Origin of the sequence: Streptomyces sp. WMMC940, assembly GCF_027460265.1 — a bacterium.
Lineage (GTDB): Bacteria > Actinomycetota > Actinomycetes > Streptomycetales > Streptomycetaceae > Streptomyces.
The window spans coordinates 6,894,876-6,915,156 of the sequence record NZ_JAPZBC010000001.1 but is presented as its reverse complement, the minus strand read 5'-3'; the positions used below and the strand labels follow the sequence as shown (position 1 = coordinate 6,915,156).

Annotated in this window: 18 protein-coding genes; 12 read left to right on the top strand and 6 right to left on the bottom strand. The window is 72.4% G+C overall.

Translation table 11 applies throughout. From position 1 onward, the window contains the following. The first annotated feature begins 27 nt into the window (after positions 1-27). A complete protein-coding gene (locus O7595_RS30495; protein WP_269731797.1) occupies positions 28-2,475 on the top strand; it encodes a SpoIIE family protein phosphatase in 2,448 nt (815 codons plus the stop codon). 176 nt (positions 2,476-2,651) lie between these two features. Here O7595_RS30495 and O7595_RS30490 read toward each other — a convergent pair whose 3' ends face one another. Then, the gene (locus O7595_RS30490; RefSeq protein ID WP_269731796.1) at positions 2,652-5,318 is read right to left on the bottom strand and encodes a SpoIIE family protein phosphatase/ATP-binding protein; all 2,667 of its coding nucleotides are present in this window, start codon (positions 5,316-5,318) and stop codon (positions 2,652-2,654) included. A gap of 117 nt (positions 5,319-5,435) precedes the next feature. Between O7595_RS30490 and O7595_RS30485 the strand changes: the two genes are divergently transcribed. Then, positions 5,436-5,582 carry a hypothetical protein gene (locus tag O7595_RS30485; protein ID WP_269731795.1) on the top strand — a complete coding sequence of 49 codons (147 nt, stop codon included), beginning with the start codon at positions 5,436-5,438 and terminating at the stop codon, positions 5,580-5,582. A 22-nt stretch (positions 5,583-5,604) separates the two neighbouring features. Here O7595_RS30485 and O7595_RS30480 read toward each other — a convergent pair whose 3' ends face one another. Further along, on the bottom strand, positions 5,605-6,168 hold the full coding sequence (locus O7595_RS30480) for a VanZ family protein (RefSeq protein WP_269731794.1): 564 nt from the start codon (positions 6,166-6,168) through the stop codon (positions 5,605-5,607). A 166-nt stretch (positions 6,169-6,334) separates the two neighbouring features. On the opposite strand from O7595_RS30480, the gene O7595_RS30475 reads away from it, so the two are divergent. Further along, positions 6,335-6,841, top strand: coding sequence for a metallophosphoesterase family protein (locus tag O7595_RS30475; protein ID WP_269731793.1), 507 nt, complete (start codon positions 6,335-6,337; stop codon positions 6,839-6,841). A 16-nt stretch (positions 6,842-6,857) separates the two neighbouring features. Here the strand turns inward: O7595_RS30475 and O7595_RS30470 are convergent, their stop codons facing one another. Then, entirely contained in the window at positions 6,858-8,495 is a 1,638-nt protein-coding gene (locus O7595_RS30470; RefSeq protein WP_269731792.1) for an FAD-dependent oxidoreductase, read from the bottom strand. A gap of 203 nt (positions 8,496-8,698) precedes the next feature. On the opposite strand from O7595_RS30470, the gene O7595_RS30465 reads away from it, so the two are divergent. The 7 genes from O7595_RS30465 (at position 8,699) to O7595_RS30435 (ending at position 13,982) form a co-directional block, all read left to right on the top strand. Further along, positions 8,699-9,820 (top strand): SchA/CurD-like domain-containing protein, encoded by a 1,122-nt coding sequence (locus tag O7595_RS30465; protein ID WP_269731791.1) that lies wholly within the window; start codon positions 8,699-8,701, stop codon positions 9,818-9,820. Between the two features lie 80 nt (positions 9,821-9,900). Further along, a complete protein-coding gene (locus tag O7595_RS30460) occupies positions 9,901-10,341 on the top strand; it encodes a cupin domain-containing protein (RefSeq protein WP_269731790.1) in 441 nt (146 codons plus the stop codon). After that, a complete protein-coding gene (locus tag O7595_RS30455; protein WP_269731789.1) occupies positions 10,338-11,606 on the top strand; it encodes a beta-ketoacyl-[acyl-carrier-protein] synthase family protein in 1,269 nt (422 codons plus the stop codon). The genes O7595_RS30460 and O7595_RS30455 overlap by 4 nt, the downstream gene beginning before the upstream one ends. Next, positions 11,603-12,850: a beta-ketoacyl synthase N-terminal-like domain-containing protein gene (locus O7595_RS30450; protein WP_269731788.1), complete on the top strand. Its 1,248-nt coding sequence runs from the start codon at positions 11,603-11,605 to the stop codon at positions 12,848-12,850. Before O7595_RS30455 ends, O7595_RS30450 begins: the two co-directional genes overlap by 4 nt. Positions 12,851-12,873: 23 nt before the next feature. Continuing rightward, positions 12,874-13,140, top strand: coding sequence for an acyl carrier protein (locus O7595_RS30445; RefSeq protein WP_093652936.1), 267 nt, complete (start codon positions 12,874-12,876; stop codon positions 13,138-13,140). 1 nt (position 13,141) lies between these two features. Next, the gene (locus O7595_RS30440; RefSeq protein ID WP_269731787.1) at positions 13,142-13,624 is read left to right on the top strand and encodes an SRPBCC family protein; all 483 of its coding nucleotides are present in this window, start codon (positions 13,142-13,144) and stop codon (positions 13,622-13,624) included. A 25-nt stretch (positions 13,625-13,649) separates the two neighbouring features. Next, complete coding sequence (locus tag O7595_RS30435; RefSeq protein ID WP_269731786.1) at positions 13,650-13,982, top strand: TcmI family type II polyketide cyclase; 333 nt, start codon at positions 13,650-13,652, stop codon at positions 13,980-13,982. Between the two features lie 63 nt (positions 13,983-14,045). Here O7595_RS30435 and O7595_RS30430 read toward each other — a convergent pair whose 3' ends face one another. From O7595_RS30430 to O7595_RS30420, 3 genes are all read right to left on the bottom strand, one after another. After that, positions 14,046-15,116, bottom strand: a complete 1,071-nt coding sequence (locus tag O7595_RS30430) for a methyltransferase (RefSeq protein ID WP_269731785.1) — start codon at positions 15,114-15,116, stop codon at positions 14,046-14,048. Then, positions 15,113-16,174: a right-handed parallel beta-helix repeat-containing protein gene (locus O7595_RS30425; RefSeq protein ID WP_269731784.1), complete on the bottom strand. Its 1,062-nt coding sequence runs from the start codon at positions 16,172-16,174 to the stop codon at positions 15,113-15,115. Before O7595_RS30425 ends, O7595_RS30430 begins: the two co-directional genes overlap by 4 nt. An 87-nt stretch (positions 16,175-16,261) precedes the next feature. Further along, complete coding sequence (locus tag O7595_RS30420; RefSeq protein ID WP_269731783.1) at positions 16,262-17,122, bottom strand: (2Fe-2S)-binding protein; 861 nt, start codon at positions 17,120-17,122, stop codon at positions 16,262-16,264. A gap of 192 nt (positions 17,123-17,314) precedes the next feature. Here O7595_RS30420 and O7595_RS30415 point away from each other — a divergent pair, with 192 nt between their 5' ends. Together O7595_RS30415 and O7595_RS30410 are read left to right on the top strand one after the other, a co-directional pair. After that, positions 17,315-18,502 carry an ATP-grasp domain-containing protein gene (locus tag O7595_RS30415; protein ID WP_269731782.1) on the top strand — a complete coding sequence of 396 codons (1,188 nt, stop codon included), beginning with the start codon at positions 17,315-17,317 and terminating at the stop codon, positions 18,500-18,502. Then, a complete protein-coding gene (locus O7595_RS30410) occupies positions 18,499-20,277 on the top strand; it encodes an IucA/IucC family protein (RefSeq protein WP_269731781.1) in 1,779 nt (592 codons plus the stop codon). The genes O7595_RS30415 and O7595_RS30410 overlap by 4 nt, the downstream gene beginning before the upstream one ends. Positions 20,278-20,281 lie beyond the last annotated feature (4 nt).

Genomic DNA, 20,281 nt, shown 5'->3' with positions numbered 1-20,281 from the left:
TGCCCGCGCGAGGAGGCGGAACAGACGGTGACCAGGCAACGCTTTGCGTTCTGCGGGGCTGAGCTGGCAGCTGTCTACGTCCTCGCGGGCGGGGGCCGCGAGCTCCACCTGGCCGAGCTGACCGGTGACCGCAGGATGCTGTACGGGCTGCCCGCGATCATCGCCGTGGAGGGCCACTCCCCCGCGGCCGAGGCATTCCGCGCCGGCCGCCCGCTCTGGCTGAACCCGAAGGAGCTGGCGGCGTACGTCGAGCTCGACCCCCACCACTTCCCCGGCCGCCGCGGGGAGGGGCCGGAGACGACCGCCCGGCTCTCGCTCGGGGCGCTGCCGCTCGGGCGGGGCGCCAACGAACTGGGCTGTCTGATAGTGGCGGGTGACGTCACCGACGGCTTCAGCCCCGACCGCCGCGCGCTGCTGGAGCTCTACGCCGACCAGGTCGCCGCCGGGCTGGAATCGGCCGCCGCCCGGATCCCGGGCCGTACGCCGCCGCAGCCGCACCTGGCGCAGACCACCCTGGTACCGCTGCAGGGCGGCGCGTTCATACTGGAGCTGAGCACCGGTCGCATGGAGGCCCACGAGTACGTCCTGGAGCTTCTCGGCGTCCCTGCCGAGGAGTTCGACGGCCGGGTGGAGACCCTGCTGGCCTGCGCGGTCCCCGACGACATCCCGGCCCTGATGGAGATCGTCGAACCGGGGCGGATGTCCGCGGCCACCGAGCAGCTGGCGTTCCGGATCCGCCGGCCCGGCGGTGAGCTGCGCTGGCTGGGGCTGCGCTGCCGGGTCGAGGTGGACGCCGACGGCACGCCCGAGCGGGTGCTGGGCGTGGTGGCCGACGCCGCCTATCTGCGGCCCAGCGCCGACGAGGTCTCGGTGGTGCAGCGGATGTCGGCCAAACTGGCCGGGGCGAGCACCATCCGGGAGGTCAGCAGGCTGGTGGTGGCCTCGCTCCGCGGTCCGCTGGAGGCGAGCCGGGTCGCGGTGGCCGAGCGGGAGGGGGACCGGCTGGTGGTCACGATCCTGGACCCGCCGGAGCCCGACGCCTGGCCCGCGGTCTGGCGCGCCGAATGGCGCTCCGAGTGGCCGGACCTCTCCATCCACGACATGCCGACCCTCGAGGGTGCGCTGCGCGAGGGGCATGTGAGCCTGTGGCCGGCGGGCGCGGACCTCGAACCCCCTCTGGCCGAGATCGGGCGCGGGGGTCTCGCGGTGCTGCCGCTCCGGGCGGACGGCCGGATGGTGGGGGTGTGCCTGGTGGGGTGGGACGACGAGCACCGGTTCGACCCGGAGGAGCGGTCGCTGCTGACCGCCGCCGCGGCCCTGGTCGGGCAGGCCCTGATGCGGGCCCACGCCATGGACGCCGGGCACGAACTGGCCACGATGCTCCAGCGCAGCCTGTTGCCGAGGAAGCTCCCCGAGCTGCCCGGTGGTGAGGCCGTCGCCCGTTACCTCCCGGCCACGGCGGGGCTCGAGGTCGGCGGCGACTGGTACGACGTGATCCCGCTCGGCGACGGCCATGTGGCCCTGGTCATCGGGGACGTGCAGGGGCACAGCGCGGGAGCGGCGACCATCATGGGGCAGATGCGCACGGCGGTCAGGGCGTACGCGGTGGAGGGGCACCCTCCGGACGTGGTCGTCGCCCGTGCCAACAGGCTGCTGGTCGGTATGGAGACCGATCTGTTCGCCACCTGCCTCTACGTGGACCTCGACATGGAGGAGGGCATCGCCCGGCTGGTACGGGCGGGCCATCTGCATCCGGTGATCCGGCATCCCGACGGGAGCACCGAGGAGCTGATGGTCGAGGGCGGCCCCCCGCTGGGCGTCCTCGCCGACGAGGAGTACCCGATGACGGAGGCGGGCCTGGTGCCCGGCACCCTGCTGATGCTGCTGACGGACGGGCTGGTCGAGTCGGCGGCCCTCACCTTGGAGGAGGGCATGCGGCGGGTGTGCGACACGCTCGCCACGGCGGACCCCGCCGACGCCGGTCGGGTGGCCGACGAGCTGGTGGTGGCGGTGAACCGGCGCGACGACGACGTGGCGTTGCTGCTGCTCCGGTACGACGGCACCCGGGTGCGGCCGATGCGGACCCACTGGACGGTGTGGCGGCTGCCCAACGCCGTGATGCACGCCCGGCGTTTCACGGCGCGGACCCTGCGTTCCTGGGGCGCGGAGGAGGAGCTGGAGGGGGCCCTGCTGGTGGTGTCCGAACTGGTCACCAATGCCATCGCCCACACGCAGGGCGAGGTGCGGCTCGATCTGACACTGTCCGCGGACCGGTTGCGGATCGCGGTGAACGACGCCTCTCCCCGCAGCCCCGTCAAGCCCGCCGACCAGGGTTGGGAGGCGACGGGCGGCCGCGGACTGCTGATCGTCGAGGCCACGACGGCGTCGTGGGGCGCGGTGCCGCTCAGCGGTGGCAAGCAGGTGTGGGCGGAGATTCCGCTGGCGCCGCGCGAGCGGCTGGCCAAGGCGCGCTGAGCACGGAGCCGGGTAGCGCCGGTGGCGGTGCGGACGAGCGGACGAGCGGACGAAGGAGCAGATGGAGCAGGTGCGGGCAAGGCGGAGGGCGGATCGGCACGGGTGCTCCGCGTCCTCGCCCCGGAATCCCCGCTTCCGAACTGATCGACGGTGCTGTGCTGCCGCGTCCGCGCGGACTACCAGGGCAACGGCTGCTCGGTCCAGATGACCTTGCCGCTGCCCGTGTAGCGAGTGCCCCAGCGCTCGGCGAACTGGGAGACGAGGAACAGCCCGCGGCCGCCCTCGTCGGTGGTGGTGGCCCGGCGCAGATGGGGGGCGGTGCTGCTGCCGTCGGAGACCTCGCAGATCAGGGAGCGGTCGCGGATCAACCGCACCCCGATCGGTCCGCCGGCGTGTCGAATGGCGTTGGTGACCAGTTCGCTGAGGATCAGTTCGGTGGTGAACGCCTCCTCCTCGAGCCCCCACTCCTCCAGGGTCCGGGCGGCTTCGGCACGTACCCGGGCCACTTCGGCCGGGTCCGCCGGCACGTCCCAGGTGACGGCGCGGTTGCCGCCCAGCACCCGGGTACGCGCGACGACCAGGGCCACGTCGTCACGGGGGCGCTCCGGCAGCAGCGCGTCCAGCACCGCACGGCAGGTCTCCTCCGGCGTCCCGCCGGCCTGGGCGAGCGTGCGGCGCAGCAGGTCCAGCCCCTCGTCGATGTCGCGGTGCCGGTCCTCCACCAGGCCGTCGGTGTAGAGCACCAGGCTGCTGCCCTCGGAGAGATGCAGCTCGCTGGACTCGAAGGGGAGTCCGCCGAGGCCGAGGGGCGGCCCGGCCGGTACCCCGGGGAACTCGACCTGGCCGTCGGGGTGGACGATGGCCGGCTCCAGATGCCCCGCGCGGGCCACGGTGCACAGCCGTGATGTGGGGTCGTAGATCGCGTACAGACAGGTGGCGCCGGTGAGCGCCGTGACCGAGCCGTCGGTGTCCTCGTCCTGGTCGATGCGCGAGACCAGTTCGTCCATGTGCCACAGCAGCTCGTCCGGCGGCAGGTCGAGGGTGGCGAAGTTGTGGACGGCGGTGCGCAGCCGCCCCATGGTCGCCGCGGCGTGGAGGCCGTGGCCGACGACGTCCCCGACCACGAGGGCGACCCTGGCACCCGGAAGCGGGATCACGTCGAACCAGTCCCCGCCGACCCCGCCGAGTCCGGCCTGGGCGGGGAGGTAGTGGTAGGCCACGTCCAGGGCGGTCTGTTCGGGCAGGACCCGCGGCAGCAGGCTGCGCTGGAGGGCGACCGCCATCGAGTGCTCACGGGTGTACCGGCGGGCGTTGTCGATGTTCACCGCGGCGCGGGCGACCAGCTCCTCCGCGAGCGAGACGTCGTCGTCGTCGAAGGGCTCCGGCTTCCGGGAGCGCCAGAACGTGGCCACGCCCATCGTCACCCCGCGGGCCCGCAGCGGAGCGGCGATCATGGAGTGGATCCCGTAGCCGACGAGTCTGCGGGCCCGGGCCGGTTCCTGATCCTGCCATCCGGAGAACGCGGCCAGGTCGGCCTCCAGGATGGTCTTGCCCCGGGCGTACGCGACGGCCTGGGGGGTGGTGGTCACGAAGTGGATCAGCCGGCCGGACGGGTAGAGCGGGGTGTCGTGGCGGATGCCCGTGAAGGCGATGCGGCGCATGTCCGTGCCGGTCTCCGCAGGCTCGTCCCCGCTGAGCACGGGATCGGGGAGGTCGACGGTGACGAAGTCGGCGAACCGGGGTACGGCGAAGTCGGCCAGTTCCTGCGAGGTCCGGACCACGTCGAGGGTGGTGCCGATCCGCATGCCGGCGTCGTAGACGAGTCGCAGACGGCCCTGTGCGGTGTCGGCACGGCCGCTGAGGGCCCGCAGCTCGGTGGTGTCCCGCAGGGTGGCGACGGTGCCGCAGGGCCCCGAGCAGTCCGACCGCGGGCCCATGGCGCGCTGGTTGACGGCGACCAGTTGGTCCTCGATGACGTGCACCTCGTCGCTCGCCGGTCGGCCGGACTCCAGCAGCCGGGCGATCTCGGGGGCCATGGCGATGTCGCGCACGGGGCGTCCCTGGGCCTCCGGGGGCAACGCGAGCAGCCGTCGCGCCTCGTCGTTGACGAGCACCAGCCTGCGGTCCTCGTCGACGATCAGCACGCCCTCCCGCACGGCGTGCAGGACCGCGTCGTGGTGCTCGTACATCCGGGTCATCTCGGTGGGCCCCAGGCCGTGGGTCTGATGCCGCAGCCGCCTGCTGATCAGCGCGGCCCCGGAGGTGGCGACGATCAGGGCGAACGCCGCGGCGCCGAGCAGGAGGGGAAGCTGGTCCTCGGCGGCTCCGCCGACCCGCTCGACCGTGGTGCCGGCCGCCACGAGGCCGATCACCTCGCCGTTCGCGTCCTCGACGGGCGCGACGCTGCGGATCGACGGACCGGGGGTGCCGGTGACGGTCTCGGTCACCGTGCCGCCGGCCGCCGCCGGGGCGATGGTGCCGTGGTACTTCTTGCCGATCTCTTCCGGATTCGGGTGGGTGTACCGAGTGCCGTCCGGGGCCATCACCACGACGAAGTCGACGCCGGAGGTCTTCCTCGCGGCCTCGGCCTTGGGCTGTAGTGCCGCGCTCGGGTCGGGGCCGCGCAGCGCTTCCTTGACGCCCGGTGCGGTGGCGTACGTCTGGGCGACGGCGACCGACCGGTTGCGCGCCTCCCGCTCGCCGTCCGACCGGGCCTGCAGGAGCACCGCGGCGACGGCGGCGGCGACGAGCAGCAAAGCCACCGTCACCTGCAGGACGAACACCTGACTGGCGACGGTGCGTGCGCTCATCATGGAGCGGAGGCGGCCGAGAGGTCCGGCCATGGTCCTATCTAACACCGGGCCGCTACGGCGGGCGACCGCGTCGGCCCGCCGCAGCGCACGGTTGCGAGGCTGCGTGCCGCCGCGCGGGGTCCCCCTCGCGGCCGTGGTGCGGGGGTGATGACGCGGACGTTCCCGGACTCGTACCACCGGCGGATCGTCCGTGCCGGGCGCCTCGACGCAGACGCCGCACGCACGGTCCGGGTGCCGGTTCCCGTCCTGATCGAGCGGGCGGACATCGGTACGGTCCGGCCGCGGCCGGGGTGACCGGGACCTCCCGCCGAGGGCGTCAGGCGTCGGACGCCGCCGCGCCGCGGGGCCGGCGCTGCCACCAGTGGTGGCGCCGCGGGTGCACGGCGCGGCCGAGCCGGCGGCCGACGAGGAGATAACCCAGCACGGCACCCGTGGTGTTCAGGATGACGTCGTCGACGTCGAACGCACGGCCGGTGACCAGCGCGCCCTGGACGAGTTCCACCAGCGCCATGACCAGGGCCGTCACCAGCAGCACCCGTACGAGGCCGCGGGCCTTGGGCACCAGGACCGGGAGCAGCACGCCGAACGGGACTCCCAGCAGGACGTTGCCGCCGAGCTGCTTGACGGTGTCGCGGAAGGCCGGCTGGGACAGGTAGTCCCGGATGGAAGCGCCCGGCCGGACGTTGCTGTGGGTGAGCGGTTCCGACGCGGCCGACGGCTCCAGGGTGAGCCGGGCGAGGACCACGCTGAAGGCCACGGTCGCCACGAACGCCGCCACCACCGCGAGTGCCCGCAGGACCGGTGCCATCGGTTCCGCTCCAGGTGCCGGCCGGGCACCGGCCTCCTTCGCCGCCGTGTCGTTGCCGCCGCTGCGCCTCATGGTCGCCTCTCCCCAGCCGTGTGGGCCCGTCAGTGCCCGCACCGGATACCCGCGCCCCTTGGGCTTCATGCGCCCTGCCGCAGGCCCTGCGGGGAGCCATGCGTCCGCACCCCCGGAGATCCCCTCCGGACGGCCGGCCCGGGGCCGCCCGATGGACAATGGGCTCATGAGGCTGGTCTTGACGTCGGACACCCATGTCCCCGTGCGGGCCCGGGAACTACCGGGTGAGCTGCTCCGACGGATCGAGCGTGCCGACGTCGTGATCCATGCCGGCGACTGGGTGGACACCGCCACCCTGGATCTGCTGGAAGCCCGTGCGCGGCGGCTCGTCGCGGTGTACGGAAACAACGACGGTCCGGCGCTGCGGGGCCGGTTGCCGGAGGTGGCGCGCGCGGAACTGGGCGGTCTGCGTTTCGGCGTCGTGCACGAGACGGGCCCCGCGCAGGGCCGCGAACGGCGCTGCGCGGAGCGGTTCCCCGATCTGGACGTCCTGGTGTTCGGCCACAGCCACATTCCCTGGGACACCACCGCCGAGGGCGGGCTGCGGCTGCTGAACCCCGGCTCGCCCACGGACCGGCGGCGGCAGCCGAACTGCACGTACATGACCGCCGTGGCGGCGCGCGGGCAGCTGACCGAGGTGGGACTGCACCGGCTGCCGCCACGGCGGCCGTGAGGGCGTCCGTGCCGGATCAGGCACGGTGGAGCAGGGCTTTCATGGTGTCGAGCAGGGCCGTCTCCGGGTCGCGGACCGCACCGGGCGCGCGCCAGGCGACGAAGCCGTCGGGGCGCACCACCACGGCACCCTCGTCCGTCGTGCCGTGCAGTTCGGCCCAGTCACCCGATTCGGGTACGAGTTCCGCGTGCGGCTCCGCGCCGATCCGGTAGGCGTCCAGGGTGATGGACAGCTTCTCGGCCACCTTGGCGGCCGCCGTGTGCCACGGTGTGCCGCCGGAGCCGGTGAGCAGCACGAAGTTGCGCTCGTACAGGTCCAGTGTGGAGATCGTCCGCTTGCCGTCCTGCGGGTGCAGCCACATGTGCGGGGCGCGGGTGCCGGGATCCCCGGAGAGGTCCATCCGATCGGGTACGACCGCCATGTCCGGATCGGCTCCGACGACGGCGCCGCGCGGGTAGCGGTAGCCCATGGCGACGGTGAGCATGCCACGCTGCCGGCCGCCGAGCATCTCCGGTCCGGGGGTGTAGCCCGGGTGGCTGTGCTCCGCCGACCGCGCAGAGGCGCGCTCGCTGGTGGCCTCCGCCACCGGCCGCCGCTCGGCCTCGTAGCTGCTCAGCAGGCCGGGGCCCGCGGACCCGTCGAGGACGAGGGCGAGCTTCCAGGCGAGGTTGTGGGCGTCCTGGATGCCGGTGTTGGAGCCGAACGCGCCGGTGGGCGACATCTCGTGGGCGGAATCCCCGGCGAGGAAGACCCGGCCCCGCCCGTACCGTTCCGCGACGCGTTCGGCCGCGTGCCAGGGGGCCTTTCCGGTGATCTCCACGTCGATGTCCGGGGCACCGACGGCGCGGCGGATGTGGGCGGCGCAGCGCTCGTCGGTGAAGTCCTCCAGCGTCTCGCCGGTGTCCGGCTGCCAGGGGGCGTGGAACACCCAGTTCTCGGTGTTGTCCACGGGGAGCAGGGCGCCGTCCGCACCCTCGGCGGTGAGGTAGCAGACGATGAAGCGCCGGTCGCCGACGATGTCCGCGAGCCCGCGCGAGCGGAAGGTGATGCTGACGTTGTGGAACAGGTCCCCGTGGCCCGTCTGGCCGATGCCGAGGTGCCGGCGGATCGGGCTGCGGGGGCCGTCGGCCGCGATGAGGAAGTCGGCGCGCACGGTCCTGCGCCGTCCCGATCCGCGCTCCTGCACGACGGCGGTGACGCCCTCCGCGTCCTGCTCGAACGAGACCATCTCGGTGGAGTAGCGCAGGTCGCCGCCGAGCTCGCGCGCGCAGTCCAGCAGTACGGGCTCGAGGTCGTTCTGGCTGCACACGCACCACCCGGACGGGCTGAAGCGGGCGATCCCGCCCCCGGGGTCGATCTCCTTGAGGAGCCACTCCCCCGCGTCGCCGTGGAGCGACGGGGTCTGGAAGATGCCGTGGTTGTCGGCGAGGAGGGACGCGGCCTCGTGGATCAGCGGCTCGGCCCCCGCCACCCGGAACAGCTCCATGGTGCGGACGTTGTTGCCCCGGCCGCGCGGATGCCTCGACGTGCCCGCGTGTCTCTCCACCAGCATGTGCCCGACGCCGAGCCTGCCGAGGAACAGCGATGAGGACAGCCCCACCAGGGAGCCGCCCACGATGAGTACCGGTACGCGCTCGTCGATGTGTTCTTCCATCAGTAGCTCCAGCTCCAGCCGCCGGTAGGGGGAATGGAGTTTCCATGCCCTGGCGGGAGGGGCTCGATCGCCCGGTTCACCCACCTGGTTCACACATCTCGCGCCACCCGTGGTACCGGCACAGGATCGAAGCCTGAAACCCCCGAGCCGGCTTCGTGCACCGCACGCGGCGGCCCCACCGTCTCGAAGGAGATGCGTGCATCATGACAACGCTTTCCGAACGTATATCCCAGTCGGCCTTTGACGGCTCCAGGCTGCGTGTCGTACTGCTGCTGGACCTTCATGACGGCGCTCAGCAGAACTTCCTGAAGGCGTACGAGCACATGCGCAACCAGGTCGCGTCGGTTCCGGGCCACATCAGCGACCAGCTGTGCCAGTCGATCGAGAATCCCTCGCAGTGGCTGATCACCAGCGAGTGGGAGAGCGCACCGCCCTTCCTCGCCTGGGTGAACAGCGAGGAGCACGTCGAGACCGTACGGCCGCTCCACAACTGCGTCCGGGACACCCGGTCCCTTCGCTTCAGCGTGCTGCGCGAGACGGGCAAGCTGCACACCTCCGCGACCGCCGACGCCGTTCAGGGCGGACTGCAGCCATTCCCCCGTGTGGGTGACAACGTGGTACGCCACGCCCTCACCTTCACCGTGAAGCCGGGCACCGAGGCGCTCGTGGCCGACATCCTCGCGGGTTACCAGTCGCCGCAGTCGAAGGTCGACGAGCACACCCGGCTGCGCCGGACGTCGCTGTTCATGCACGGCAACCGTGTCGTGCGGGCCGTCGAGGTGGAGGGCGACCTGATGGCGGCGCTGCGCCACGTGGCCCGGCAGCCCGAGGTGCGGGCCGTCGAGGAGGCCATCAACCCCTATCTGGAGCAGGACCGGGACCTCAACGACCCGGACTCCGCACGGGTGTTCTTCACCCGGGCCGCGCTCCCCGCGGTGCACCACCTGGCCTCCGCGGGCCCCGACGACGAGGCCGTCAAGCGGCACGCGCTGTACTACCCGGCCAAGCCCGGTTGCGGCATGGCGCTGGCGCGGCTGCTCGCCGGACAGGACGAGGCGGCGGCGGGCGACCCGTCGACCCCGATCGACAGCAGCACGATCTTCCAGCGGGACGACATCGTCGTACGCCTGGTCGACGTGCGCGGCTCCGGTGACGCGGCGCCGCTGCAGGTGATCGGGGCGCACGGCCCGCGCAAGGCGGCCATGCTGTCCCGCCTGCTGGACAGCGAGGCGCTGGGCATCGACGCCCCGGCCACGGAGGAGGACATGTCCAAGCTCCTGTCGTCCGCCGACATGCGTCCGATCACCGACCGCCACGCCCCCTGACCCGTGCGACCGGCCGCCCAGGCACCCGCACACCCCGATCCGCCGGCGCCCCATCGCGCGGCCACGTGGAGGAACCCGTCATGACCACACCCCATCGCATCGTCGATCTCAGCGAGACCCAGCACAACACCAAACGCGGCGGCGATCTGCGCGCCATGCTCACGCCCACCGCGGTGGGCGCCACGAGCGGCTTCATGGGCCTGGCGACCGTCGAGCCCGGCGACCGCATCGGCGAGCACTACCACCCGTACTCCGAGGAGTTCGTGTACGTCGTGTGCGGCGAGATGGAAGTCGACCTCGACGACGAGACGCTGTCGATCCGGCCGGACCAGGGACTGTTCATCCCGCCCTACGTGCGCCACCGGTTCCGCAACGTCGGCAGCACCCAGGCCCGGATGGTCTTCCACCTCGGGCCGCTGGCCCCGCGGCCGGAGCTGGGCCACGTCGACACCGAGGAGACACCGGGGGCGGAGGCCACGGCGGCCCACCGGCCGCCGGAACGCACCGGGACGGCTTCATGACCCGGCGCGTGGCGGTCACCGGTGTCGGCATAGTCGCGCCGGGGGGTGTCGGGATACCGGCGTTCTGGGACCTCCTGGCCGACGGCCGTACGGCGACGCGCGGCATCACCCTCTTCGACCCGACCGGCTTCCGCTCGCGGATCGCCGCCGAGTGCGACTTCGACCCGAAGGAGCACGGTCTGGGTCCGGAGGAGGTGCAGCGCGCGGACAGATACGTCCAGTTCGCCATGGTCGCCGCCCGGGAGGCGCTCCGGGACGCCGGTCTCGACCCGGAGAAGGAGGACCCCTGGCGGATCGGGGTGTCGCTCGGCACCGCCGTGGGCGGCACCACCCGTCTGGAGCACGACTACGTCAAGGTCAGCAGTTCGGGCCGGCGCTGGGACGTGGATCCGAGCGAGGCGGAGCCGCATCTGCACCGGGCGTTCTCGCCCAGCGCCCTCGCCTCCGAGGTCGCCGAGCAGACGGGCGCCCACGGTCCGGTGCAGACCGTGTCCACGGGCTGCACCTCCGGCCTGGACGCGATCGGGTACGCCTTCCACGCGATAGAGGAGGGCAGGGTCGACGTGTGCGTGGCCGGCGCGTCGGACTCGCCCATCTCCCCCATCACCGTGGCGTGCTTCGACGCGATCAAGGCCACATCGCCCAACAACGACGATCCGGCCCACGCCTCACGCCCCTTCGACGCGCGCCGCGACGGGTTCGTCATGGGCGAGGGTGGAGCCGTGCTCGTCCTGGAGGAACTCGAACACGCGCGGGCCCGCGGTGCCACGGTGTACTGCGAGATCGGCGGTTACGCCACGTTCGGCAACGCGTACCACATGACGGGACTCACCCGTGAGGGCCTGGAGATGGCGCGTGCCATCGACAGCGCCCTGGACCACGCCCGGATCGACGGGTCGGACATCGACTACGTCAACGCGCACGGTTCCGGTACGCAGCAGAACGACCGGCACGAGACGGCCGCGGTGAAGCAGTCGCTCGGTTCCCACGCGTACAAGGTCCCGATGAGTTCCATCAAGTCCATGGTGGGTCACTCGCTCGGGGCGATCGGGGCGATCGAGGTCGTCGCCTGCGTGCTGGCACTGGCCAACCAGGTGGTGCCGCCGACGGCGAACTACGAGACCCCCGACCCCGAGTGCGATCTCGACTATGTGCCGCGCACGGCGCGCGCCCTCAAGCTGCGCAACGTGCTCTCGGTCGGCAGCGGATTCGGCGGGTTCCAGTCCGCCGTGGTCCTGACCCGGCCAGGAGGGAGGACACCATGAGTCCTCGGCAGGACCGGCGACCGGTCGTCACCGGAATCGGTGTCGTCGCCCCCAACGGGGTCGGTACCGATGCCTTCTGGAAGTCCACACGGGAGGGCATCAGCGTCCTCGACCACATCACACGTGAAGGCTGCGACCACATGCCGGTCCGGGTCGCGGGAGAGGTCCGCGGCTTCGACCCCGAATCCCTGGTCGAGGAGCGCTACCTCGTCCAGACCGACCGGTTCACGCACTTCGCGATGGCCGCCGCCGACATGGCGCTGGCCGACGCCCGGATCCCGTCGGGCGACTACGGCGAGTCCCCGTTCGCGGTGGGCGTGGTCACGGCGGCCGGCTCGGGCGGCGGCGAGTTCGGCCAGCGGGAGCTGCAGCGGCTGTGGGGACAGGGTTCGCGCTATGTGGGCCCGTACCAGTCCATCGCCTGGTTCTACGCGGCGAGCACCGGTCAGATCTCCATCCGCGGCGGGTTCAAGGGCCCCTGCGGCGTGGTGGCCAGTGACGAGGCGGGCGGTCTCGACGCCCTCGCGCACGCGGCCCGGGCCATCGGCCGGGGCACGGACGCGGTCGTCATCGGGGCGGCGGAGGCGCCGCTCGCGCCGTACTCGCTGGTCTGCCAGCTCGGATACCGGGAACTCAGCACGAGCGAGGACCCGGAGCGGGCCTACCGGCCCTTCACCTCGGCCGCGAGCGGCTTCGTGCCCGCGGAGGGCGGGGCCATGCTCGTCGTCGAGGAGGAGTCGGCCGCCCGCCGGCGGGGCGCCGCGGTCCGCGCGGTCGTCGCCGGACACGCGGCGACGTTCACCGGGGCCTCCCGGTGGGAGGAGTCGCGCGAGGGGCTGGCCCAGGCGATCCGGGGAGCCCTGGCGGAGGCCAGGTGCGCGCCCGAGGAGATCGACGTCGTCTTCGCGGACGCGCTCGGCATCCCGGACGCGGACCGCGCCGAGGCCCTGGCGCTCGCCGACGCTCTGGGGACCCACGGCCGGCGGGTGCCGGTGACGGCGCCCAAGGCCGGTACGGGCCGGGCGTACTGCGGCGCGCCCGTGCTGGACACGGCCGCCGCCGTGCTCGCCCTGCAGGACGGTGTCGTCCCGCCCACGCCCAACGTCTTCGACGTGTGCCACGAGCTCGAGGTGGTCACCGGCAGGCCCCGTCCTGCCGCGCTCCGCACCGCCCTGGTGCTGAGCCGAGGACTCATGGGCTCGAACGCGGCGCTCGTGCTGCGGCACGGCGCCAACACCCGGTGAAGAACCGTGAGAAGGAGGACCTCATGACCATGCAGATCTCCAAGCTGACCATCGAAGAGCTGGCCGCTCTGATGAAGAAGGGCGCCGGCATCACCGTCGACCCCGCGGAGATGGGCGGCCGCCCCGAGGCGCGGTTCGACGAGTACGGCCTCGACTCCCTCGGTCTCCTCGGCATCGTCGGGGAGCTCGAGAACCGATACGGCCGTGCGCTCCCCCAGGACGCGGACCGCTGCAAGACCCCCCGCGAATTCCTCGACCTCGTCAACAACTCCCTCATGGCAGGAGCCTGAAGTGTCCGGGCACACCGAGAACAAGATCGTCATCAACGCTCCCATGGACCTCGTCTGGGACGTCACCAACGACATCGAGAACTGGCCCCAGTTGTTCAGTGAGTACGCCTCCGTCGAGATCCTGGAGCGCGAGGGCGACCGGACGAAGTTCCGGCTGACCATGCACCCCGACGAGAACGGCACGGTGTGGAGCTGGGTGTCGGAGCGCGTCATCGACCCGGGTGCGAGGACCGTGCGCGCCCGACGGGTCGAGACGGGCCCCTTCCAGCACATGGACATCCACTGGAAGTACACCCGGACGCCCGAGGGCGTCCTCATGCACTGGACCCAGGACTTCGCGATGAAGCCGGACGCCCCGGTCGACGACGACTGGATGACCGACAACATCAACAAGAACTCCAAGGTCCAGATGGCCCTCATCAAGGAGAAGATCGAGCAGCGCGCCCGGGAACGCGGCACGCCGGTCTCGGTCCACTCCGACTGACCGTCCAGCGAAGGGATCCCCCTCGATGCACCACGCCCTCATCGTCGCCCGAATGGCACCGGACTCGGCCCATGACATCGCCAAGGTGTTCGAGGCCTCCGACCGGGGCGAACTGCCCGACCTGGTCGGGGTGACCCGGCGCAGCCTCTTCCAGTTCGGCGATGTCTACCTCCATCTGATCGAAGCCGACCGGCCGCCGGGGCCGGCGGTGGCCAAGGTGGCGGGCCACCCCGAGTTCCGTGACATCAGCGACAAGCTCTCCGCCTACGTCAGCGCGTACGACCCGGAGACCTGGCGCAGCCCGAAGGACGCCATGGCCCACGAGTTCTACCGCTGGGAGCGGCCGGCGAAGGGATGAGCACGACGAGTCGCCGGCTCCGCGTGCGGACGCGGAGCCGGCGCGGGGGAGGGAGCCCGGCGGTCAGCCGCCGGGTGTGACGCTGTCGAAGGCGTGCAGGTACGCGTTGACCGGACGGACGTCGCCGACGACGAGACCGGCGTCCGCCATCCTGGTGGTCATGCTCTGCCGGGTGTGCTTCGCACCGCCCACGTTGAGGAGCAGCAGCAGGTCCATCGAGGTGGTGAACTTCATCGACGGGGTGTCGTCGACGAGGTTCTCGATGACCACCACCCTGGCTCCCGGACGGGCCGCCGAGACGACGTTGCGGAGGGTTCTGCGGGTGCTGTCGTCGTCCCATTCCAGGATGTTCTTGATGATGTAGACGTCGGCCTCGACCGGGATGGTCTCCCGGCAGTCGCCGGGGACGATGGTGACCCGGTCGGCGAGGGCCCCGCCGTCCCGCAGCCGGGGATCGGCGTTGGCCACGACGCGGGGCAGGTCCAGCAGCGTGCCCCTGAGGCCGGGGTTCTTCTCCAGCAGGCTCGCCAGGACGTGGCCCTGGCCGCCGCCGATGTCCGCGACGGTGGCCGCTCCCGTGAGGTCGAGCAGTTCCGCCACGTCCAGCGCGGACTGCATGCTGGAGGTGGTCATGGCCTGGTTGAAGACGTGCGCGGACTCGTGCGCGTCCTCGTGGAGGTGGTCGAAGAAGCCCTTGCCGTACAGGCCCTCGAAGACGCTCCGGCCCGTCCGTACCGCCTCGTCGAGGCGCGGCCAGGCGTCCCAGGTCCACGGCTCGGTGCACCACAGGGAGATGTACTTCAGGCTGTGCGGGTCGTCCTCCCGCAACAGCCGTGACATCTCGGTGTGGGCGAACGTGCCGTCCGCCTGCTCGGTGAAGATGCCGTAGCAGGTCAGCGCACGCAGCATCCGCCGCAGCGCCCGGGGGTCGGCATCGACGGCCGCCGCCAGGTCCTCGGCGGTGGCCGGGGTATCGCCCAGCGCGTCCGCGACGCCGAGGCGGGCGGCGGCCCGTACGGAACCGGCCAGGGCCGCGCCGAAGACGAGTTCCCGCAGCCGCATGGACGGCGGGGTGGCGGTGCGGACGGTGGAACCCGCGGTGTCCGTGGCCGCGCCGGTCGTGCCGGTCGTCATGCGCACTTCCCCGCCTTCTCGGACAGGCGGCAGTAGTTGCCGGAGAACGTGTTGCCGGTGCCGGTGTCCCGGTTGGCGAGGTCCGCCGGACGGTTGGCCACCAGCATGTTGGCCTTGATGACGTTGCCGCTGTTGGGTGCGCCCACGATGCTCTTGAAGAGCACGATCCCGCCGGAGAACGGGGAGGTGCCGACGTTGCTCCAGACGGCGTTCGACGCGACGGTGGCGCCCTCGACGCCGGTGAGGACGATGCCGGCGCCCTGGATCCTCGGGAGCCGTGCGGTCTTGGCGCAGGACTTGTTGTTGTGGTGCACCCGGTTGCCGCGCACGGTCAGGTCGCCCGTCCGGGGGACACCCTCGTCGCCCACGATGAACATGCCCGCGCAGTTGCCGGTGACGACGTTGTTGTTCACGTACAGGTTCCGCAGGCGCCGGACGGTGATGCCGATGCGGTTCCCGGCCAGCAGGTTGTCCATGACCACGGTGCGCCGGGTGTTGACGGCGCCGGCCTCGGTGTCGATGGTGTTCGACACGAAGATGCCCGACTCCGCGTTGTCACGGGCCGCGTTGCCGCGGATCTCGGACCGCAGGGAGCGCTCCTGGGCGATGCCCCAGTTGCCGTTCCCCACCGCCGTGACGCCGCGGATGCTCAGCTTGTTGGTGCGTGAGGCCCAGATGCCGTTCTTCCTGAACTTCGACACCGTCAACGAGTGGACCCGGACGTTCGTGGCGGGCTTCGCGTCGGTGCCGATGACGCAGATGCCGTTGCCGCCCAGTCCGCAGACGTGCGTCGGCTTGGCCGTGGAGGGCACGAGGACGGTCCGCTCACCCGCGCCCCGCAGCGTCAGGTCGGACTTCCTGATGATGACGCTCTCCCGGTAGACGCCGGGGGCGATGTCGATGGTGTCGCCGGGGCGCGCCCGGTCGACCGCGAGCTGGATCGACTCGCCGGGGACCACGTCGTAGGTGGTGCGGGCGCCTGCCGGTGCCGCCACGCCCAGCCCCGAGGTCACCATCAGAGCGACACAGCCGAGGTACATGAACTGTCGTTTCGTCATGAGCTCAAATTATGTGGCGAATAGGACAAGTCGCCACATGACTCACCCATCAGAAGCGTGTCGTGGAGGCCTCCCGGGCGGGCCCCGTCAGCAGGGGCCGTCACCCTCCAGCCGGCGCAGCCGCTCGGCGTCACTCGTCCGCGGGCAGGTGCCGCACGCCTCGGCCGGGCGGAGGGTGTAGTAGAGGCAGCAGCCCGCGCGGGTGCGGGTCGGGTACGACCGGCCCGCGCGTCCGGCGAGCCTCCGGAAGTCAGCGCCTCCGGGGAACGGCGGGACGGGCTCCGGCAGCAGCTCGGTCGCGGCCCGCACGCCGCGCTCCTCCTCCCCCAGCATCCGGCCGAGGTACCAGACGCCGGACACCAGGTCGTCGCCGGCCATGCCCCACAGGGCACGGGGCCCGCGGCGCACCCGCGGGGCGATCGCGGAGAGCAGCGGACGCACATGGTCGGCGAAACCGGCGCGCAGCTCCGCGCGCAGGGCCTCCTCGTGCGGCAGCACCCTCGCACCCGGCATCCCGGCGGCCGGATCATCCGGGAGGCACGCGAAGCCCCCGGGAACGACGGAGAACGCCCCGGTGGTGAGGCTGACGCGAACGCCCTCGGGCCGGATCCGCGGGACGCGACGCTCCAGACACCAGGGACCGCTCATCAGCAGACCGACGGACCAGAGGTAGTCGTGCAGCGCGCGGGAGGCCGCGACGTCGGGACGCGGAGTGCGGCCGTGGTCGCGCTCCACCCGCAGGGTCTCGGCGGCGACCAGGGCGTCCAGGAACTCGGGGCGCCCGGCCAGCTCGGCACCGTCGGCCCAGCCCTGCGGGGTCCGCGAACCGGGCTCCGCGACGTCCGCGTCGAGGGCGGGGCAGAGCGCCACCAGTCTGCGGAACGCCGAGCCGGCCAGGGTGGCGCAGCTCACGGCGGCGGCAGGAGGGTACACCGGAGCCAGGGTCACGGACGCTCCTCGACACGACGACTGAGACAGAATGAGGTAAGGCGAGCCTCACCTTAACCACAGAGGGGATCTCATGCGCCAACCGGGGCCGCGTCGCGGCGAATTGACAGACTTAGGTGTGCCTAACCTAGGCTCACGTCCCGTGATCCGGAACGGTCGGATCACCGGATCCGAGCGCGGAGTGGCCCCCTCATGCGGTTGTACCTGCTTGCCCTGAACCCGACCGACTCGGTCACCGAGGGATTCCTCCCGGCCGCCCGCCGGCTCGGCCTGGACGTCACTCTGCTCACCGACCGGCCCGCCGCACACCGAGCCGTGTACCCGGACGTCGAGGTGCTGGAGTGCGACGTGCGCGACTTCCGGGCCGTCGTCTCCCGTGTCTCCGCCCACGGCACCCCCGAGGCGGTCTTCACCAACAGCGACCATCTGCAGACCCAGGCCGCTCTCGCCGCCGACTACTTCGGGCTGGCCGCGAAGGACTGGCGAGCGACGCTGCGCACGAAGGACAAGGCCGAGATGCGCCGCCGGCTGGCCGCCTCGGGCGCCGACACCGTGCGGTCCGTGGAACTGACCGCCGGGGAGGACCCCGCCGCCCTCGCCGCCGACGTCCCGTACCCGTGCGTCGTCAAACCGCGCGAGGGCGTGGCCAGCGAGGACGTCGTCATGGCCGGGAACGCGCCGGAACTGGTGCGGCGCTGCGAGGAGATCCGGGCACGGCGGCCGGGGGCGGCGCTGGTGGTCGAGGAGTACCTGCCCGGCGAGCTGTTCACCCTGGAGACCCTGGGCGACGGGCGGGTGCGCCATGTGCTGGGCGGGTTCCGCACCGAGCTGTCCCCTCCCCCGTACTTCATCGAGGAGCGGCTGACCTACGTGCCCCGGCACCCGAGGGACATCGAGACGCAGGTGCTCGACCAACTCGACGCGCTCGGCGTGGGGTTCGGAGCCTGCCACACCGAGTTCACGGTGCACGAAGGCCGCGCGCGGATCATCGAAGTCAACTACCGTGCCATCGGGGACCAGTGCGATCTGCTGCTCGCCGGGCTGCTGGACATACCGCTCTTCGAGCACGTCCTTCGCACCCATCTCGGCGAGCCGCTCCCGCCGGTGCTGGGCGCGCGGACCGACGGGGCGGCCAGGCTCGACTACCCGTGCGCAGACCGTGCCGGGACGCTGACGTCGGCCCCCGGGGCGACCGAAGTGGAGACGGACGGAGTGAGACTGACGTACCGGCCGCTGCGCGGCCTCGGCGAGCGCCACCCGGTGTACGGCACCAACCGGGACTTCCTCGGCGTGGTGCGGGCCACCGGAACCGACCTGTCGGCCGTGGACCGCGTCGTGGCCGCGTTCCTGGCCGCGCAGCGCTGGGAGATCGCACCTTGACGGTCCCCCCGGCGGGCGCCGCCGCCCGGGCACGGACGGCCGGACCGGCGACTGCCGGAGACGAACTGCTGCTGCGGGTGCTGAGCGCCCTGCTTCGCGAGGACGTCGCGGGGCTGCGCAGCCGCAGCCACCCGGTCGAGCGCGCGGACGGGACCTGGCTGCGGCTGGCGACCCCCGGACCCGACGCGCTGCTGCTGCCGGTGCGCGAGGACGGCTTCCAGTGCGTGTGGGCGGCCAGGGAACCGCTGCTGCGCCGGGAGTCCGACGGCGCCGAGCTGACGGACACCGACACGGTCCTGGCCGAACTCCGTTCCCTCGCCGCGCCGGTGGACCGGGGCGGTTTCGAGGCGTTCGCCGAGGAGTGCCGCCGGACCCTCGCCGCCGTACGGCTGCACGAGGCCACGGAGGAGGAGGTGCTGCGGACACTCGCGGAGCGCCACGGCGCCGATCCCGCCCACTGGACCGGGCTGTCGGGCGGCCTCGCCCTGGACGCGCTCGCCGCCCGGCTCGACCACCCCGTGTACCCCACCGCCCGCGGCAGGTCCGGCCTGGCCGTTGCGGCGCTGCGGGCGTACGCGCCCGAGTTCCACCCCCGGTTCGCGCTGCGCTGGCTCGCCGTACCGCGCGAGGCCGTGACCGCCGTGGGCCCGCTCCCCGGCCCGGCGCCCTCGGCCCTCGGGCTGTCCGGCCTCGACGGCAGCCATGTCGCGCTGCCCGTGCACCCGCTCACGGCAGCGGGCCCGCTCGGCAAGGCGGTGCGCGCCGCGGGACTCCGTGGCCGGGCGTTCCCCGCGCCGCGGGCCCACCTGGACGTCGTGCCCACCCTGTCCATGCGGACGGTCGCCCTCGCGGACCGGCCCGGGATCCATCTGAAACTGCCGCTCGCCACCTCCACACTGGGCCGGCTCAACCGGCGCACCATCAAGCCCGGGACCCTGCGCGACGGTGCCGCCGTCCAGCGTCTGCTCCAGACCGTGACCTCCCGCGAACCACGGTTCCGGGACACCGTCCTGCACGCCGACGAGACCCGTTTCGCCCACGCCGGGCACGAACTGCTCGCGGTGCTGCTGCGCCGCCAGCCCGCGGGGCTCGACGGCTGCGTCGTCGTGCCGATGGCGGCCCTGCTCGCCCGGGCACCCGGAGGGCGGCTGGTCGTCGACCATCTGGCCGACCGCTTCCACGGCGGCGACCCGCTCGTGCTGCTGGACGCCGTTCTCACGCTGCTGCTGGACTTCCAGACCACGCTCTTCGGGTACGGGATCGCCCTGGAGTCCCACCAGCAGAACGTGTCCCTCGTGCTGGACGGGACCGGCCGGGGCCCCCGGCTGCGGCTGCTCCTCAAGGACAACGACGGCCCGCGGGTCCACGGTGGCCGGCTGCGGACGGCGCTCGGCCCGGACGCGCCCGGGCCGGGGGACTTCGACGACCGCCGCATACTCACCGACGGCGACGGTCCGCTCGCCGACCTCTTCACCACCATCACCGTCCATCTGTGCGCGGGGGCCTACGCCTTCGACCTCGCCCGCCACGGACGCGCCCCGTTGGACCGGCTGCTGCGGCTCGTCCGGGATCGGCTGGCCGAGGCCGTCGAGCGGCTCGGGACCGGGCCGGGTGAGCCCGGGGCCGTGCTGCGGGCGCGGGTGCTGGACGCGCCCGAGCTGCCCGTGAAGGCGATGGTGACCGCGGGAACCCTGCTGGCCAAGGAACGTTCGGGAGCGTCCGACATCAACAAGCACTACACCACCGGCCCCAACTACCTGCTGCGGGGAGTGTGAACCG